The sequence below is a fragment of the Pseudomonas sp. 05L36 genome, assembly GCF_056398125.1.
The window spans coordinates 36,741-54,769 of record NZ_JBFTOU010000014.1; the positions used below are offsets into that span (position 1 = coordinate 36,741).

Sequence of the window (18,029 nt, forward strand, 5' to 3'; positions counted from 1 at the left end):
GTCAGGCCGGCTCCTGTCCGCGCAACTGCCCGTCGCCGACCACGATGTACTTCTCGCAGGTCAACCCTTCGAGGCCCACCGGGCCGCGGGCGTGCAGCTTATCAGTAGAAATGCCGATCTCGGCACCCAATCCGTATTCGAAGCCATCGGCGAAGCATGTCGGGGTATTGATCATCACCGACGAGGAGTCGACTTCAGCCACGAAACGCCGGGTGTCGCCCTGGTGTTCGCTGACAATCGAATCGGTGTGATGGGAACCGTAATGATTGATGTGCTCGATGGCCTGGCCCAGTCCGTCGACTACGCGGATCGACAGAATCGCCGCCAGGTACTCGGTGCTCCAGTCTTCTTCGGTAGCGACCACGGCATCGATGATTGCCCGGGTACGCTCGCAACCGCGCAGTTCGACGCCTTTTTCGCGGAACTGTGCCGCCATCGCCGGCAGGAAATCCTTGGCAACGGTGTGATCCACCAGCAGCGTTTCCATGGCACCACAGATGCCATAACGGTACGTCTTGGCGTTGAACGCGATGCGCTGTGCCTTGGCCAGATCGGCGTGTTCACTCACGTAAACGTGGCAAATGCCGTCCAGGTGCTTGATCACCGGGACGCGGGCGTCACGGCTGACGCGTTCGATCAGGCCACGGCCGCCGCGCGGCACGATGACATCGACGTATTCAGGCATGGTGATCAGCGCGCCGACGGCAGCGCGATCCGTGGTTTCGACCACTTGCACCACGGCGGCCGGCAGGCCGGCCTCGGCCAGGCCGCGCTGAATGCAGGCGGCGATGGCTCGATTGGAATGAATGGCCTCGGAACCGCCACGCAGGATGGTCGCGTTACCGGACTTCAGGCATAGGCTGGCGGCATCGATGGTCACGTTTGGCCGCGACTCGTAGATGATTCCGATCACGCCCAGTGGCACGCGCATCTTGCCGACCTGAATACCGGACGGGCGGTAGCTCATGTCACGGATCGCGCCGACCGGGTCCGGCAGCGCCGCAACCTGACGCAGGCCGACGATCATGCCGTCGATGCGCTCCGGGGTCAGCGCCAGACGTTCCAGCAGAGCCGGCTCAAGACCATTGGCGCGGCCGGCGGCCAAATCCAGCTCATTGGCCGCCGTCAGCTCGGCGCGGGCAGCGTCCAGCGCATTGGCGGCAGCCTGCAGGGCGCGGTTTTTCTGCGCGGTGCTGGCGCGGCCGATCACGCGGGAAGCTTCGCGGGCAGCGCAACCCAGGCGGGTCATGTAGTCAAGAACGGACTCAGTCATGGTCTGGCGTGGTCTTTGATAAGGTCTTGGTAAAGAGTAAAGCGGCAGATTATAGCTGTCGCGTCCCGGGACTAACAGCGGTGACGGGCGGATGGTCGAAATGGAGGGCAATTTGTTGACGTTCAGCCGGGATTAAGCTGCAAATTGTTATCATCACGACTCAATCAGCCCTGATAAACGTCGTTCATCATGTCCAACCTGACTGTTCGAGCATCCGCTGCGAGCCTGCCCACGGGCCTGCCGGACGCGTTTTTCGACCGCGACGCGCAAATTCTGGCTCGGGATTTACTGGGCAAAGTCATACGCCATCGGGTCGGCGACCTGTGGCTCAGCGCCCGAATCATCGAGACCGAAGCCTATTACTGCGCGGAAAAAGGCAGCCACGCGTCCCTCGGCTACACAGAAAAGCGTAAGGCATTGTTTCTGGATGGCGGCCACATCTATATGTATTACGCCCGGGGCGGCGATTCCCTTAATTTCAGCGCCCAAGGGCTCGGTAACGCCGTGCTGATCAAGTCCGCCTACCCGTGGGTCGATGAATTGAGCGGGCCGGCCAGCCTGGCACAGATGCTATTGAACAATCCCGACGCCCAGGGCCACCCTCGCCCGTCACAACAACTCTGCGCCGGGCAAACCCTGCTCTGCAAGGCGCTGGGCCTGAAAGTGCCGGTGTGGGACGCCAAACGCTTTGACCATGAAGTGCTGCTGGTGGAGCACGTCGGCCAGACGCCCGCCCACATCATCCAGACTACACGCCTGGGCATCCCCCACGGGCGCGATGAGCACCTGATGTACCGCTTTGTCGATGCGGCTTATGCGCCGTACTGCACGCGAAATCCGCTGCGACGGGGGCAGACCGAAGGGCGCGATTACATCCTGCTATGAACACAATCCTGTAGGAGCTGCCGCAGGCGGCGATCTATTGATCTTGATCTTTGAAAGGCAAAAGATCGCCGCCTGCGGCAGCTCCTACAGGGGCAACCAATGAAAACGGAGTTGGATTTATGGGCCAATGGCTCGATAGCGTGACCGGTTGGTTGACGGTCAACCCGCAATGGCTGGCGGCGGCAATATTTCTGGTGGCTTTTGTGGAATGCCTGGCGATTGCCGGGCTGATCGTCCCCGGCACGGTTTTACTATTCACCGTTGCGGTGTTGGCCGGCAGCGGTGCGTTGCCGTTGAGTGAAACCTTGCTGCTGGGCTTCCTCGCCGGTGTGTTGGGTGACGTGGTTTCGTATTTCCTCGGGCGGCATTTTCATCAGAACATCCGGCGCCTGCCCGGCTTGCGCCATCACCCGGAATGGATTGCCGGGGCCGAGACCTATTTTCAGCGCTATGGCATCGCCAGCCTGCTGGTCGGGCGTTTTATCGGGCCGTTGCGGCCGATGCTGCCCATGGTCGCCGGCATGTGCGACATGCCCTTCCCACGCTTCATCGCCGTCAGCCTGCTGGCCGGTGCGGGGTGGTCGGTGGCTTATTTGCTGCCTGGCTGGGCCACCGGTGCGGCGATTCGCTTGCCGTTGCCTGAAGGTTTCTGGCCTCAGACAGGAATCGTTGCCGGCAGCATTGCCGTGATGGTCGGGCTGAGCGCCACCAGTAGCTTGCGCCAGCATCGCAGGGCTACAGGGTTAATCGCCGGCATGAGCTTTCTCATTCTGGCAGGGCTGTTCATCGGCTATCCGTACCTGAACGCCCTCGATCAAGGGCTGATGACCCTGGTGCAGGAACATCGCAGCCCGATGCTCGATGAGGTCGCGGTGGTCTTCACGCTGATTGGCGAATTCCGCAACATGCTGCTGTTCAGTGCTTTGCTGGCAGGACTGCTGCTAATTACCCGACAGTGGCGGCAGGCGATCTTCGCCATCAGCACATTATTGTTCACGGCACTGGCCAACACCGCGACCAAACTTTTTTTCGCCCGCCTACGGCCGGAAGTGCTGAGCGACCCTCTGTCCAGCTACAGCATGCCCAGCGGCCATGCATCGGGCTCGTTCGCACTGTTCCTGACCCTCGCGGTTCTGGCTGGCCGCGGACAGCCACCACGCATGCGCCTGACCTGGTTACTGGTGGCCTGTTTGCCGGCGATGGCGATTGCCCTTTCCCGAGTGTACCTCGGCGCGCACTGGCCAACGGATGTAATGGCCGGCACGATGTTGGCAGCGTGCGTCTGCGCGGCCAGCCTGTACCTGGTCCAGCGAAGGGAGCCGCTCAAGGCACTGTCACCCAAGGCCTGGTGGCTGATACTGCCGGCGATGATGGCGTTGTTCGCGCTCTTCGTATTGCGCCACTTGCCACATACAATGTTGCGTTATGCCTATTAGTTGGCTGGGAACCCAGTAGCAAAAAAACCGCTTCACCATTAAGAGTGAAGCGGTTTTTTTATCAGACCCCATTAAAGCTGGGCAATGGCAAGTCAGAACGCTCACGCACGCGATACTGAAAGACAGCAGTATCGGCATTCTTTATTACCCAACCCACAACGAACGCCCTGCGCCATTAAAACTTCCAATCAACAACTCCCCATATCGCTTTCATGCCTACTCCTGCAGGCACGCAAAATATAGCCATTTAACTTAAAACAAACATATTAGAGATCTTTCAATTTATTTAAAAACGATACCAGCATTACAAATATCAACTAACACACAAGCCAGCCAACTTATCACAACTACCACCAGCCTTATTCTGACTCTTGCAAGAGGCGCTACTGTTGTGATTGATGGCGACCGGCGGTATCGGCTCGAACATCCGGCCGGGTCGTTATAAGTGGTGCAAATAACGTAGGCTCCCTGATCAGGTAAACATTTTGTGTCTTTGAAAAAAGCTAAAACATTCAGTCGCATTCAGTCGCATTCAGTCGCATTCAGTCGCATTCAGTCGCAGTTTTGCAGTAGTGCATTCATTGCGGCGCTGGGCTGTTTGTATTAGTTTTTTGAACATCGCATCACGTTCCGTGATGTGAGATCTGAAAATCATCCTGAGCTCCTCAAACGTTGCTCCCACCAAGGGTGTTTCTCTGTCGTCAGTCAACAAGGTCCATATGCGAAATGGTGTGACTTTGTTTCATGTTAATTAGTAAGCGGAAAATAAAATGAAAGCAGGAACAGTCAAGTGGTTCAATGATGAGAAGGGTTTTGGGTTTATCACACCTGATGATGGTAGCGCGGACCTCTTTGTTCACTTCAAAGCAATAAAGGCCGAGGGCTTTAAAAGCCTTAAAGAGGGACAAAAAGTGACCTTCAAGCCCGTTCCCGGACCAAAAGGAATGCAGGCAGAAGACGTAAGTCTTATATAGACACAACCTGTTAATAATAACTGATTTTCGGGCAAGCCCTGCGCCGTTTTTTGTGGGAGCTGGCTTGCCTTTGGAGGAGACATGAAAGAATGGAGTCAAAATAATTCTGCTGACATTAATACCCCCTCGGAGGAGCTCAATGAGCAGAATGTCTTTTTTTCCCTCGACCCAGCTGAACTCGAAGCTCTAAAAATCAAGGCTGGCCAAATGGTGAGCTACGATTTATGCCGGGGGGATAATGGTCGGTACTACGCAATCAATCTTGAAGTCGTTGATGAAGAAGAAAGTTAGCAGAGGTGCGCATGCCGTGGCCTTGTTACTGTAGTTCCTGGATGCAGGATGGTCGCGCCATTTTTGATAACCCCGAGGGAAGACAGGGAAGGCAGAGTATCGGAATTTTGCCATTGACCCCAAACTGGTTTAATGGCAAAAAACCTTGATTTCGCATCCCACAGATGTCGTAAAATGAAAAAGCCAAACAACACCACCAGAAACCAGGTCGGGCGCATACGTGGTGGTTGTCCGCTGCCGCTAGCCCCATAGTAATTATGGTAATTTACCGCATTGAGTTCTGAAGAATGCTTTCAGGCAAACAACTCGCCCTGCAATTCATCCAGCAACGCCTGAATCGCATCCAGTCGTTGCTGCGGATCATCGAGTTGCAGCAGGTCGATTTTGTCCAGTTCAGCGAAGGGCAACAGGTACGCCAACTGATTGGCCAGTGACTGTTGCCCGGTCGCTTCAGTGCCCATGTTCAAGGCTTCAACCATCGGGTGTTCCGCCAGGGCCTTGAGCAATGCCACCAGGTCGGCGTCCTCGTCCTGCAGTGGCTGCTCCGGTTCGTCTTCCAGCCACTCGACCTCGGCGACGGTCAACTGATCGCGCTGGATCTCCGATCGTAATACATGGAAACGCCGTCCGCCTCGAACCCGAATCCCCAACAGGCCGTTGTCCTGTTGATTGAAATCGGTGATCAGCGCTTCGCAACCCACCAGCGCGTAGCCGGCCGGGGCGATCCCGACCTCTTCACCCTCGAGGATGCACACCACGCCGAAACCACCGCCCTGTTTCATGCAGCGGCCGATCATGTCCAGGTAACGCGCCTCGAAAATCTGCAAGTCGAGGATGCAACCGGGAAACAGCACTGTGTTCAGTGGGAAAAGCGGCAGACTCATAGACATTTCCTTTACACCACCATCGACACCGCCAACGGCAGCAATACCGCCGTGGCCACACCCATCAGACTCATCGCCAGCGCCGCGAAGGCGCCACACTCTTCACTTTCCTGCATCGCCACCGCCGTGCCGACAGCGTGGGCCGTCATGCCCAGCGCCATCCCCCTGGCTTCCGGGCTGTGCACGCCGAGCCGGGTCAACAGGGCCGGGCCGAAAATCGCCCCGATCACACCAGTAATCAAGACGAACACCGCTGCCAGCGCCGCGACACCACCGATCTGCTCAGCCACCAACATGGCAATCGGCGAAGTTACCGACTTCGGCGCCATGGTCATCAGGATCATGTGCTCGGCACCGAACCACCAGCCCAGCAGCACGCCCATGCCCGTGGCCACGACACCACCTATCACCAGCGTAGTAAATATCGGCCAGAACAACTGCCGAATCCGTCGCAGGTTGAGGTAAAGCGGCACCGCCAGCGCGACAGTGGCCGGGCCGAGCAGGATACTCAGGATCTCGGTGCTCTTGCGGTACTCGGCGTAGGTCAGACCGCAGCCCACCAGCACGCCGATCACCAGTAACATGGAGACCAGCACCGGTTGCAAAAAGATCCAGCGGGTTTTCTCGAATGCCGCCAGGACGAGCTGATAGGCGCCAAGGGTAATGCCTATGCCGAACAATGGATGGTGAATCACCGACGTCCAGGCGCCGTGCCAGTCGAAGATCATTGGCTGTCCTCGGAGTGAGCGTGACGCTTGACCATGCGCTGCATCAGCACCCCGGCGAAGGCCATCGAAAGCAGCAGCGACAACACCAGCGCACCGACAATGGCCCAGAAATCCGCCGCAATGTCAGCGGCATAGACCATCACGCCCACGGCTGGCGGCACCAGCAACAGCGGCAGGTAGCGCAACAGGCTGCTGGCCGCCAGGTTCAGTGGCTCGCCGACCTGTCCGCGACAGATGAGGTACACCAACAACAGTAGCAACCCCACAATCGGCCCCGGCAGCACGGGCAAAAACAAATGATTGATCGCCGTGCCGAGCAATTGGAACAGCACCAGCCACGTCAGACCTCGTAGCAACATTGTTGATCCCCCGCAAAATCCGTCACCCGCATTGGCCGGGCATTATAAGCACGCCCGCGCTATAGACCGGCATTCGCCAAAAGCATGTTCGGTTGACCGGAGCGTTTGGCCATGTTGATCTAAAGTGGTAAGCCGGGAGGTTAAATCCCCGCAAGCCAAATCTATAAAACCGATGAACCCAAGGAGAGTCTCAATGCCCTATGTTCCAGTTGCAGAGCTCAAAGATTATGTCGGCAAGGAACTTGGACGTTCCGAATGGCTCACTATCGATCAGGAGCGCATCAACCTGTTCGCCGAAGCCACAGGGGATTTTCAGTTCATCCACGTCGACCCGGTCAAGGCCGCGCAAACGCCATTTGGCAGCACCATCGCTCACGGCTTTCTGTCGTTGTCGCTAATCCCGAAACTGATGGAAGACATCCTCGTCATGCCCGAAGGCTTGAAGATGGTGGTCAACTACGGCCTCGACAGCGTGCGCTTCATTCAGCCGGTCAAGGTCAATTCGAAAGTGCGACTCAAGGTCGACCTGACCGAAGTCACCGAGAAAAAACCCGGCCAATGGCTGCTCAAGGCCACCACCACCCTGGAAATCGAAGGTTCGGACAAGCCGGCATACATCGCCGAACCCCTGTCCCTGTGCTTCGTATAAACCTTCCCGGATGCGAAGCAGCTCATGCTGTTTCGCGCCTTCTCGCGGTACCTCACCCTATATAAGGACACATAGCTGCGGCATACTCCCTCGCCTAATTGCCCGGAATCCGCTATGCGCCCACTTGCACTCTTTGCCTTGACCCTGATGCTCACCGCTTGCGGCGACGGCGAATCGCTTTTGGCCCCCGACGCCCGCCTGCCGGATGGCGGACGCTATCGCGGTGACCTGGTCAATGGCTTGCTGCAAGGCAAGGGGCGCATCGACTACCCGAACGGCAGCTGGTACGCCGGCGAATTCGACAAAGGCCAGTGGCATGGCCAGGGCGAATGGCACGGCAGCAACGGCGAGGTCTATCGCGGGCAGTTCAATCAGGGACTGTTCGACGGCCAGGGGGCGCTGACCACCAACGCCAGCAGCTACAGCGGCGGCTTCAAGGCCGGCCGGCGCAACGGCGAAGGCACCCTCAAAGAAAACGGCATGAGCTATCGCGGCGAGTTCAAGGCCGATCAATACGCCGGCCTGGGTCGCCTCGAACTCGAAGACGGCAGCGCCTATCAGGGCCAGTTCGCCCACGGCAAACCCAATGGCGAAGGCCAGCGCAGTGACGGCAACGGCAATCAGTTCACCGGGCACTTCGTCGACGGCCAACTGGAAGGCAACGGCACGTTCAACAGTGCCGATGGCGACATCTATGTCGGCAGCTTCAAGAACAATCAACTGCACGGCAAAGGCCGTTACGAAAACGCCGACGGCGATGTCTGGCTGGGCCAGTTCAAGGAAGGCTCGCTGAACGGCAAGGGCGAGTTGATCGGCACTGACGGCAGCCACTACATCGGCCAGTTCAATGACTGGCGCTTTTCCGGCCAGGGCCGACTGAACCTGTCTGACGGCAGTTTTTACACAGGCCAGTTCGACAACGACAGTTACCAGGGGCGCGGCACATTGGTGTTGACCGATGGCACCGTGCTCAGCGGCACCTGGATCAACGGCCAGCGCGTACGCGACGCCGAGGGCAAATTGTTGCCCGACACCCTGGAGCTCGGCCTGCTGGCCCAGGGGCGCCTGCTCGACGCAGCGCTGGCCAACATTCCGCCCTCGACCCCGGCGGTGGAACTGTATTCGTTGACCCTGGGCGGTGATGGCAAGCAAAGCGTGTTTCTGCGCGAATCCGACTACGTCGCCAATATGCTCACCAGCCGTTTTGGCGCTTTCGGCCAGATCCGCCTGGTGAACCATCGCGATCACCTCGCCGACCGCCCGATGGCGACTCGGGAAAACCTGCGCCGTGCCGCCCTGACGCTGGCCGAACGCAGCGGGCCGGAAGACCTGATTTTCATCTACCTGACCAGCCATGGCACCAGCGAACACGAACTGGTGCTTGACCAGCCACGCATGGAGTTGGCCGACCTGCCAGCCGACGAAATGGCGGCTGTTCTCGCCCCGTTGAAAAACCGCGACAAGATCATCGTGATCTCGTCCTGCTACTCCGGCGGTTTCATCCCCGCCCTCAAAGATGAACGGACCCTGATCATGACGGCCTCGCGGGCCGACCGAGTGTCCTTCGGTTGCTCGGAGGAAGCCAACTTCACCTACTTCGGCGATGCCCTGTTCGCCCAGGCCCTGAACCAGACCGATGATCTGGAACAAGCCTTCAAACTGGCCAAGGCCACTGTCGCCGAACGTGAACTGGCGGACGGTTTCGAAGCCTCCGAACCACAGATCTGGGCACCGAAAACCGTCCTCTCGCATTGGCAACTACTGCGCAAACAGCAGGCACGAAAAGCCCTGCAAAGTGCGTCTATGGAAAGCAAGGATGCAAACAGCAACTAAGCTGAACAGTATCAAGGGAGAAACACTATGTACTTGACGCCTCAGCACGTGTTGCTTGCCGGAGCCACCGGTTTGACGGGTGAACACCTGCTTGATCGCCTGCTTAACGAGCCAACGATTACCCGGGTATTGGCCCCCTCACGCCGGCCCTTGGCCAAGCACCCCCACCTTGAAAACCCGGTCGGCGACCCGGCGGAGTTTCTGCAAGAGTTGAACGGTCGTGTCGACATCGCCTACTGCTGCCTGGGCACCACCATCAAACAGGCAGGCTCGGAACAGGCGTTCCGCGCGGTGGACCTGGACATGGTCGTGGCCTTTGCCAAACGCGCACGGGAGTTGGGCGCAAGGCATTTGATCGTGATCAGTGCTCTCGGAGCCGATCGCAGATCCTCGATTTTCTACAACCGGGTCAAAGGCGAGATGGAGTACGCACTGCGCGCGCAGGACTGGCCGCAGCTGACTATTTGCCGCCCTTCGCTGTTGCTGGGCGAACGCACCGAACCGCGACTGGGCGAGAAAGTCGCCGGCCCGTTGTCACGGCTGATCCCTGGCAAATACCATGGTATCGAGGCCTGCCAACTGGCCCGGGCAATGTGGCGCCTGGCGCTGGAAGAGCAGGACGGGGTCAGGATTGTCGAGTCGGATGAGCTGAGGAAGTTGGGCAAGTAGCCTGTGGTGCCTGAGTGGGTCTCATCGCGAGCAGGCTCACTCCTACAATTGATCTGCGTCGTTCACAAATCCAATGTGGGAGCGAGCCTGCTCGCGATAGAGCGCGAAGCGCTCTCTTACAACCCACCTGTCGCCTGAAAGCTGACCCCGATCACCGTCAGCAATGACAGCGGCAGCAGCAGCGTGTCGAGCAACGCACTGGCCGGCAGGTCGACGCCTGGATAGCTCGGTGCTTCCGCGCCAAAACGGTCCTTGGCGCAGCACCCACCGTTCATCGCGTACAAATCCAGACGAGTCCCCGAGTACACCACCGGTGCCCCCGGCTTCGCCGCATCGAGCGTGCGCGCCGTGGCGCACCCGACCAATTGCAGCGCCAGTACCATCACCAGCAGCTTATTCATCGCTGGTCAAATGATGCTCGCCCCAGCGCGGCAACATGTCCTGAGGAATATTCAGCAGGTTGAGAATCCGTGCCACGACGAAATCGATCAGGTCGTCGATGGTTTGCGGCTGATGATAAAAGCCCGGTGATGCCGGCAGGATTGTCACGCCCATGTTCGACAACTTGAGCATGTGTTCAAGGTGAATGCTCGAATACGGCGCCTCACGAGGCACGAGAATTAGCTGCCGACGCTCTTTCAGCGTCACATCGGCGGCACGCTCGATCAGGTTGTTACAGGCACCCGTGGCGATGGCCGACAAAGTGCCCGTGGAACACGGCACTACCACCATCGCCGCTGGCGCGCCGGAGCCCGAAGCCACTGGCGACATCCAGTCTTCCTTGCCGTACACCCGAATCTGCCCGGCGGCAGCGCCCGTGTATTCGGTGAGGAACGCCTGCATCATCTGCGGTTTGTTCGGCAGCGTGACGTCAGTTTCGGTGGCCATCACCAACTGCGCGGCCCTGGAAATCATGAAGTGCACTTCACGATCCTCCCGCACCAGGCAGTCGAGCAGGCGCAAACCGTATTGGGCGCCTGAAGCGCCGGTCATCGCCAGGGTGATGCGGTCCGGGCCGTTGTTCATTTGAGCGCCTCGGCCAGTTTGCCGTGCAGGCCGCCGAAGCCGCCGTTACTCATGATGACCACATGAGTGCCGGGTTGGGCCTGGCTCTTCACGCGCTCGATGATGCCCTCAAGGGAATCGCTGACAATCGACGGCACAGTGCACAGCACCGCAGTACCCGCCAGGTCCCAGCCGAGGTTGGCTGGCGCATACCAGATCACCTGATCGGCATCGACCACGCTTTCCGGTAAACCGTCACGATGCGCACCAAGCTTCATGGAGTTGGAGCGCGGTTCGATGATCGCAATCAGCGGTGCGTCGCCGATGCGTTTGCGCAGACCATCCAGCGTGGTGGCGATGGCGGTCGGGTGGTGAGCGAAGTCGTCATAGATGGTGATGCCACGGACTTCCGCAACTTTCTCCATCCGCCGCTTCACGCTTTTGAAGGTGCTCAACGCGGCGATGCCCATGGACGGCACCACACCGACGTGGCGTGCGGCAGCCAGCGTCGCCAGGGCGTTGGCGACGTTGTGTTGGCCAGTCATGTCCCACTCCACCACACCTTGGGCGACGCCTTCGAACATCACTTCGAACTTCGAGCCATCTTCACTGAGCAGCTTGACCTGCCACTGACCGCCGGCACCGGTGGTTTGCACCGGAGTCCAGCAACCCATCTCGATAACGCGCAGCAAGGCCGGCTCGGTGGTCGGATGAATCACCAGGCCTTCGCTCGGGATGGTCCGCACCAAGTGATGGAACTGTCGCTCGATGGCTGGCAGGTCCGGGAAGATGTCCGCGTGATCGAATTCGAGGTTGTTCAGGATTGCCGTGCGCGGACGGTAGTGCACGAACTTGGAACGCTTGTCGAAGAACGCACTGTCGTACTCATCGGCTTCGATGACGAAGAACGGCGTATCGCCCAGGCGCGCCGACACCGAGAAATTTTGCGGCACGCCGCCGATCAGGAAGCCCGGGGCCATGCCCGCGTGCTCCAGTACCCAGGCCAGCATGCTGCTGGTGGTGGTCTTGCCGTGCGTACCGGCAACCGCCAGCACCCAGCGACCTTGCAGCACGTGATCGGCCAGCCATTGCGGGCCGGAGACGTAAGGCAGGCCTTTGTTCAGCACGTACTCCACCGCCGGGTTGCCCCGGGACATGGCGTTGCCGATCACCACCAGATCGGGGGCCGGATCGAGTTGCGCCGGGTCGTAGCCTTGGGTCAATTCGATGCCCTGGGCTTCCAGCTGAGTGCTCATCGGCGGATAGACGTTGGCATCGGAGCCCGTCACGTGATGGCCCAGCTCCTTGGCCAGAACCGCCATTGACCCCATGAAAGTGCCGCAGATACCAAGAATATGAATGTGCATTAGTCGACCTCGTAAAACATGGCCGCAGGTTAGCTTAGGGAGGGGAAAATCGCACCTGATGTTTCAATGGCGCTCAGCGCAAAACCTGTAGGAGCCGGCTTGCCGGCGAAGACAATCTCCAGACCGCCTTCGCCGGCAAGCCGGCTCCTACAGGTCGACGTAGCAATTACCGAGCGATGCCGTGTTTACGCAGCTTCCGATAGAGGGTATTTCGACTGACCCCCAACTGCTCAGCCGTATGCGTCATGTGCCACCGCGTCTGCTCCAGCGCATTGAGTAACGCCAGCCGCTCGGCATCATCCAGCGGATGCTCTGATGGCTCCTCGATAGCCTGCGCCGCCACCGGCCGCGCCTGGCGAATCATCGCCGGCAAATCCTCCAGGCCGATCCGCCCGTCCTCACACAGTGCTGCCAACGTACGCAGCACATTTCGCAACTGCCGCACGTTACCCGGCCAGGCGAACCCCAATAAGGCCTCCCGCGCCGGCCCGTCGATCAACACAGTTTCTGCGCCTGCCTCCTCGGCCAGCAGAAAGTCGAGCAACCGGGATTTGTCGCTACGATCACGCAAGGCCGGCAACGCGACTTCCAGCCCGTTGAGCCGGTAATACAAATCTTCACGGAAGCTGCCGTCCTCCACGCGACCCAGCAAGTTGCGGTGAGTGGCACTGATGATCCGCACATTCACCGCTTCCGGCTCGCCGCCGATCGGCACCACTTGCCGGTCTTCCAGCACCCTCAGTAAGCGCGTCTGCAGGGCCAGTGGCATGTCACCGATTTCATCGAGGAACAACGTGCCGCCATCGGCCTGTTGCAACTTGCCGCGCATGCCTTCCTTGCGCGCACCGGTGAAACTGCCACCGCGATAACCGAACAGCTCGCTTTCGATCAGGCTTTCAGGAATGGCCGCGCAATTGAGGGCGACGAAGGCTTTTTCCGCCCGCTGGCTGGCGTGGTGCACCGCTTTGGCAAAGGCCTCCTTGCCGGACCCGGTTTCGCCGTTGATCAGCAGCGGCACGTCGCGTTCGTAGACGCGCAAAGCCTTACGGAAGTCCGCCTGCAACGTCGCGTCATCCAGGCAAATGCCCGACAGGCGCGGTACTTGTGCAACCTTGGCAGTTGGCACCATCGGAATCGGCAGCGGCCGCCGTGCCTCACCGCGCAATACCGCGAACAGCTTGCGACCATCGCGGGTGCGCAACGGCCAACTGGCGGCGGCATTGGTGCTCGCGCGACCGAGCAACTCATCGAGCGAGCAATCGAAAAACGCCTCCACCGGCTTACCCAGCAAGCCGCCGCGAATATGTCCCAGCAGGTTCAGCGCACTCTGGTTGACCGCGCAAATTCGCCCTTCTCCGTCGAACGCCAGCAACCCTTCGCTGAACAAACCGACGGACTCGGCCTGCAAGTGAAAACGCAGCAACCATTGGTTGTCGAAGCAGCGCAGGAAGTAGCAGCTCTCGATCATCTTCGCCGACAGATTGACCAGCGCCATGGTGTGAAACTGGCTTTGCCGCGACACATCGCGCCGCGCCGACGACACGTCGAGCACCGCCAGCAGTTCGCCATGGGGATCGAAGACCGGGCTCGCCGAGCAGGTCAGGCCGGTGTGGCGGCCGCGAAAGTGTTCGTCCTGATGGATGGTCAGCGACTGACGCTCCACCAGGCAGGTGCCGATGCCGTTGGTGCCTTCGCAGGCCTCGCTCCAGTCGGCGCCGAGCCAGAGCCCGGCACGCTCGAAAATCTGCCGTTCTGCGGGCGCGGTGACGCAATTGAGGATCACGCCGCGGGCGTCGGTCAGCAATACCGCATGGCCGGCACCGGAGAGCTGCTGGTGCAGGCTGGTCATTTCATTGCCGGCGATGTGCAGCACTTGCTGCAAGCGTTCGCGGCTTTCGAGGACGCGACCATGTTCCAGCACCGTCGGCGCGATGCTCAGGGCCGGATCGAGGTGATAGTCCTCAAGGCAACGCAGCCAGGAACGGGCGATGGACGGATCGCTGCCAGGGCCGTGCAGGTGGGCCTTGCCCTGGGTCACGGTCAATACTTGCTGGGCATGGCGACTCAAATGGTTGTCGTGCATTTCTTATTATTCTCCCCGGGGCTCGGCGTCCCGTGCATGAGGTGATGCCGAGCATCCTCCAGCCTGGCCTGCATTGCAATGCTTGCAAGTCTACCCAGTCACAGGTTGTGCCAGAAGCGGTACAAAGTGTCACGCCGGCTGTACCGAAAGCGTCACAGGCATGTTCCATCCGTCCGACAAAAAAAGCGCAAGGCCTTGATTTGCCTGAGCTGCAGCGCACTGGCCCGTCCCTTGCTCTACGCTTAAAGCAAGCGCACATGCGCGACTCCCTATAAGCACAAAAGCAAGGAGAGACCACCATGCGTTACGCTCACCCCGGTACTGAAGGCGCTATCGTTTCGTTCAAAGCCAAATACGGTAACTACATCGGCGGCGAGTTCGTCGCGCCTGTCAAAGGTCAGTACTTCACCAATACCTCGCCAGTGAATGGCCAACCGATTGCCGAATTCCCCCGTTCCACGGCCGAAGACATCGACAAGGCCCTGGACGCTGCCCACGCCGCTGCCGACGCATGGGGTGCCACGTCCGCCCAGGCGCGCTCGCTGGTGCTACTGAAAATCGCCGACCGCATCGAACAGAACCTCGAACTGCTGGCAATCACCGAGTCCTGGGACAACGGCAAAGCCGTGCGCGAAACGCTTAACGCCGACATCCCGCTGGCCGCCGACCACTTCCGCTACTTCGCCGGTTGCATCCGTGCCCAGGAAGGCAGCGCTGCCGAAATCGACGGCAACACCGTGGCCTATCACATCCATGAACCGCTGGGCGTGGTCGGGCAGATCATTCCGTGGAACTTCCCGATCCTGATGGCCGCCTGGAAACTCGCCCCGGCTCTCGCCGCAGGTAACTGCGTGGTGCTCAAACCCGCCGAGCAAACCCCGCTAGGCATCACCGTGCTGGTCGAGCTGATCGGCGACCTGCTGCCACCGGGCGTGCTGAACATTGTGCAAGGCTTCGGCAAAGAAGCCGGCGAAGCGCTGGCCACCAGCAAGCGCATCGCCAAGATTGCCTTCACCGGCTCGACCCCGGTCGGCTCGCACATCATGAAATGCGCGGCGGAAAACATCATTCCGTCCACTGTTGAACTGGGTGGCAAGTCGCCGAACATCTTCTTCGAAGACATCATGAAGGCCGAACCGTCCTTCATCGAGAAGGCTGCCGAAGGCCTGGTGCTGGCGTTCTTCAACCAGGGCGAAGTCTGCACCTGCCCTTCCCGGGCGCTGGTGCAGGAGTCGATCTACGACGAATTCATGCAAGTGGTGATGAAGAAGGTCTTGCAAATCAAACGTGGCGACCCGCTGGACACCGACACCATGGTCGGCGCCCAGGCGTCCGAGCAGCAATTCGACAAAATCCTTTCGTACCTGGAAATCGCCAAGGGCGAAGGTGCCGAACTGCTGACCGGCGGCAAGGTGGAAAAACTCGAGGGCAACCTGGCGAGCGGGTACTACATCCAGCCGACGCTGCTCAAGGGCACCAACAAAATGCGTGTGTTCCAGGAAGAAATCTTCGGCCCGGTGGTGAGCATCACCACCTTCAAGGACGAAGCCGAAGCCCTGGCCATCGCCAACGACACCGAGTTCGGCCTGGGTGCCGGCCTCTGGACCCGCGACATCAACCGCGCCTACCGCATGGGCCGCGCCATCAAGGCCGGTCGTGTGTGGACCAACTGCTACCACCTGTACCCGGCACACGCCGCGTTCGGTGGTTACAAGAAGTCCGGCGTCGGCCGTGAAACCCACAAGATGATGCTCGACCACTACCAACAGACCAAAAACCTGCTGGTGAGCTACGACATCAATCCGCTGGGCTTCTTCTAAGCCGACGAATCTGAATCGGGCGTAGGAGCTGCCGCAGGCTGCGATCTTTTGATCTTCGCTTGTCGGTGGCTCCAGTCGTCTGATTGAAAAGATCGCAGGCTTCGCCAGCTCCTACAGGTAAAGCGCTCCAACTCACATACCAAACATAGCCCTGCTGCTCTGGCACGGGCTTTGCGTGCCCGCATCACAGATAAATGCCATACCCGAAAGTCCAACAGATCAAACAATAAAAAAGACAGAGAGGACTTATGACTTCTTCCACACAGCTCAAACCCACACTCGGCACCCTGCATCTATGGGGCATTGCCGTCGGCCTGGTGATTTCCGGCGAGTACTTCGGCTGGAGTTACGGCTGGGGCACCGCAGGCACACTGGGTTTTCTCGTCACCGCACTGATGGTGGCGACGATGTACACCTGCTTCATCTTCAGCTTCACCGAACTGACGACTGCGATTCCCCACGCTGGCGGGCCATTTGCCTATAGCCGCCGGGCCTTTGGCGAAAAAGGCGGGTTGATTGCCGGCATCGCCACCCTGATCGAATTCGTCTTTGCACCACCGGCCATCGCCATGGCCATCGGCGCCTACCTCAACGTGCAATACCCGGAACTGGACCCGAAAATCGCCGCTGTTGGCGCCTATTTCGTGTTCATGGGCCTGAACATCCTAGGCGTCAGCATCGCGGCCACCTTTGAGCTGGTAGTTACCGTGCTGGCGGTCGCCGAATTGCTGGTGTTCATGGGCGTGGTCGCCCCGGGCTTCAGCTTCAGCAACTTTGTGCTCAATGGCTGGTCGGGCGCCAATGAATTCACGATGGGCTCGATTCCCGGCATTTTCGCCGCCATTCCCTTCGCGATCTGGTTCTTCCTCGCCATCGAAGGCGCGGCCATGGCCGCCGAGGAAGCCAAGGACCCTAAACGCACCATCCCCAAGGCCTACGTCAGCGGCATTCTGACCCTGGTGTTCCTGGCCATCGGCGTGATGGTGATGGCCGGCGGCGTCGGCGACTGGCGTCAACTGTCGAACATCAACGATCCGCTGCCCCAGGCGATGAAAGCCGTGGTCGGCAACAATTCGACCTGGATGCACATGCTGGTATGGATCGGCCTGTTCGGCCTGGTGGCAAGTTTCCACGGAATCATTCTTGGCTATTCACGGCAGTTCTTCGCCCTGGCTCGCGCCGGTTACCTGCCTAAAGGGCTGGCCAAACTCTCGCGCTTCCAGACGCCGCATCGGGCGATTCTGGCCGGCGGCGTGATCGGCATCGCGGCGATCTACAGCGATGGCCTGGTCAACCTGCAAGGCATGACCCTGACGGCGGCGATGATCACCATGTCGGTATTCGGCGCCATCGTGATGTACATCATCAGTATGCTGAGCCTGTTCAAGCTGCGTAAAACCGAACCGAACCTGGAACGCACCTTCCGCGCCCCGGGCTATCCGATCGTGCCGGGGATCGCACTGTTTCTGGCGGTGGTATGCCTCGTGGCGATGGCGTGGTTCAACACCTTGATCGGCCTGATTTTCCTCGGTTTCATGGCTGCCGGCTACCTGTACTTCCAGCTGACTGCCAAGCAACGTTCCGAGGCACCGGCAGACGCTATGCTCGAAGGTATCTAAATGCACCGGCACCGGGATTTTTGCCGGTGCCTGCCTTATCAAAGTGCACAGAGGCCCCTGTGGGAGCGAGCTTGCTCGCGATGGCGGTGTGTCATTCAGCACATGTGGCGGATGTAAGACTGCTATCGCGAGCAAGCTCGCTCCCACAGAAAAG

At 59.6% G+C, this 18,029-nt stretch carries 17 protein-coding genes; 9 read left to right on the top strand and 8 right to left on the bottom strand.

What is annotated here, in order from left to right; all coding sequences use genetic code 11:
- Position 1: 1 nt before the first annotated feature.
- On the bottom strand, positions 2–1,273 hold the full coding sequence (locus AC1DKH_RS16210; protein WP_477754626.1) for a glutamate-5-semialdehyde dehydrogenase: 1,272 nt from the start codon (positions 1,271–1,273) through the stop codon (positions 2–4).
- Positions 1,274–1,462: 189 nt separating this feature from the next.
- Between AC1DKH_RS16210 and AC1DKH_RS16215 the strand changes: the two genes are divergently transcribed.
- The 4 genes from AC1DKH_RS16215 to AC1DKH_RS16230 all read left to right on the top strand — a co-directional run bounded on the left by AC1DKH_RS16215 (position 1,463) and on the right by AC1DKH_RS16230 (position 4,859).
- Positions 1,463–2,158 carry a DNA-3-methyladenine glycosylase gene (locus tag AC1DKH_RS16215; RefSeq protein ID WP_477798649.1) on the top strand — a complete coding sequence of 232 codons (696 nt, stop codon included), beginning with the start codon at positions 1,463–1,465 and terminating at the stop codon, positions 2,156–2,158.
- 119 nt (positions 2,159–2,277) lie between these two features.
- Positions 2,278–3,594, top strand: coding sequence for a bifunctional DedA family/phosphatase PAP2 family protein (locus AC1DKH_RS16220; RefSeq protein WP_477798650.1), 1,317 nt, complete (start codon positions 2,278–2,280; stop codon positions 3,592–3,594).
- Positions 3,595–4,364: 770 nt separating this feature from the next.
- The gene (locus AC1DKH_RS16225; protein ID WP_477754623.1) at positions 4,365–4,568 is read left to right on the top strand and encodes a cold-shock protein; all 204 of its coding nucleotides are present in this window, start codon (positions 4,365–4,367) and stop codon (positions 4,566–4,568) included.
- Positions 4,569–4,649: 81 nt separating this feature from the next.
- Positions 4,650–4,859, top strand: a complete 210-nt coding sequence (locus tag AC1DKH_RS16230) for a hypothetical protein (protein WP_477798651.1) — start codon at positions 4,650–4,652, stop codon at positions 4,857–4,859.
- A gap of 293 nt (positions 4,860–5,152) precedes the next feature.
- Here AC1DKH_RS16230 and AC1DKH_RS16235 read toward each other — a convergent pair whose 3' ends face one another.
- Genes AC1DKH_RS16235 through AC1DKH_RS16245 form a run of 3 tightly spaced genes read right to left on the bottom strand, consistent with a single transcriptional unit; the run spans position 5,153 to position 6,830 of the window.
- Complete coding sequence (locus AC1DKH_RS16235; RefSeq protein ID WP_223460883.1) at positions 5,153–5,743, bottom strand: LON peptidase substrate-binding domain-containing protein; 591 nt, start codon at positions 5,741–5,743, stop codon at positions 5,153–5,155.
- An 11-nt stretch (positions 5,744–5,754) separates the two neighbouring features.
- A complete protein-coding gene (locus tag AC1DKH_RS16240) occupies positions 5,755–6,471 on the bottom strand; it encodes an LrgB family protein (RefSeq protein ID WP_477798652.1) in 717 nt (238 codons plus the stop codon).
- A complete protein-coding gene (locus AC1DKH_RS16245) occupies positions 6,468–6,830 on the bottom strand; it encodes a CidA/LrgA family protein (RefSeq protein WP_223453604.1) in 363 nt (120 codons plus the stop codon). The genes AC1DKH_RS16240 and AC1DKH_RS16245 overlap by 4 nt, the downstream gene beginning before the upstream one ends.
- A 193-nt stretch (positions 6,831–7,023) precedes the next feature.
- On the opposite strand from AC1DKH_RS16245, the gene AC1DKH_RS16250 reads away from it, so the two are divergent.
- The 3 genes from AC1DKH_RS16250 (at position 7,024) to AC1DKH_RS16260 (ending at position 9,981) form a co-directional block, all read left to right on the top strand.
- Positions 7,024–7,479, top strand: coding sequence for a MaoC family dehydratase (locus tag AC1DKH_RS16250; protein ID WP_477754620.1), 456 nt, complete (start codon positions 7,024–7,026; stop codon positions 7,477–7,479).
- 114 nt (positions 7,480–7,593) lie between these two features.
- Positions 7,594–9,312: a C13 family peptidase gene (locus AC1DKH_RS16255; RefSeq protein WP_477798653.1), complete on the top strand. Its 1,719-nt coding sequence runs from the start codon at positions 7,594–7,596 to the stop codon at positions 9,310–9,312.
- 27 nt (positions 9,313–9,339) lie between these two features.
- Positions 9,340–9,981 (top strand): oxidoreductase, encoded by a 642-nt coding sequence (locus tag AC1DKH_RS16260; protein ID WP_477754618.1) that lies wholly within the window; start codon positions 9,340–9,342, stop codon positions 9,979–9,981.
- A gap of 116 nt (positions 9,982–10,097) precedes the next feature.
- Here AC1DKH_RS16260 and AC1DKH_RS16265 read toward each other — a convergent pair whose 3' ends face one another.
- From AC1DKH_RS16265 to AC1DKH_RS16280, 4 genes are all read right to left on the bottom strand, one after another.
- Positions 10,098–10,382: a YceK/YidQ family lipoprotein gene (locus tag AC1DKH_RS16265; RefSeq protein ID WP_108216327.1), complete on the bottom strand. Its 285-nt coding sequence runs from the start codon at positions 10,380–10,382 to the stop codon at positions 10,098–10,100.
- A complete protein-coding gene (gene ubiX, locus AC1DKH_RS16270) occupies positions 10,375–11,007 on the bottom strand; it encodes a flavin prenyltransferase UbiX (protein WP_477798654.1) in 633 nt (210 codons plus the stop codon). The genes AC1DKH_RS16265 and ubiX overlap by 8 nt, the downstream gene beginning before the upstream one ends.
- Entirely contained in the window at positions 11,004–12,353 is a 1,350-nt protein-coding gene (mpl, locus tag AC1DKH_RS16275) for a UDP-N-acetylmuramate:L-alanyl-gamma-D-glutamyl-meso-diaminopimelate ligase (RefSeq protein ID WP_477798655.1), read from the bottom strand. Before mpl ends, ubiX begins: the two co-directional genes overlap by 4 nt.
- Before the next feature lie 166 nt (positions 12,354–12,519).
- Positions 12,520–14,436, bottom strand: coding sequence for a sigma-54-dependent Fis family transcriptional regulator (locus AC1DKH_RS16280; RefSeq protein ID WP_477764475.1), 1,917 nt, complete (start codon positions 14,434–14,436; stop codon positions 12,520–12,522).
- A gap of 299 nt (positions 14,437–14,735) precedes the next feature.
- Here AC1DKH_RS16280 and exaC point away from each other — a divergent pair, with 299 nt between their 5' ends.
- Entirely contained in the window at positions 14,736–16,256 is a 1,521-nt protein-coding gene (gene exaC / locus AC1DKH_RS16285; protein ID WP_095965731.1) for an acetaldehyde dehydrogenase ExaC, read from the top strand.
- Between the two features lie 248 nt (positions 16,257–16,504).
- On the top strand, positions 16,505–17,875 hold the full coding sequence (gene eat, locus AC1DKH_RS16290; protein WP_477756305.1) for an ethanolamine permease: 1,371 nt from the start codon (positions 16,505–16,507) through the stop codon (positions 17,873–17,875).
- Positions 17,876–18,029 lie beyond the last annotated feature (154 nt).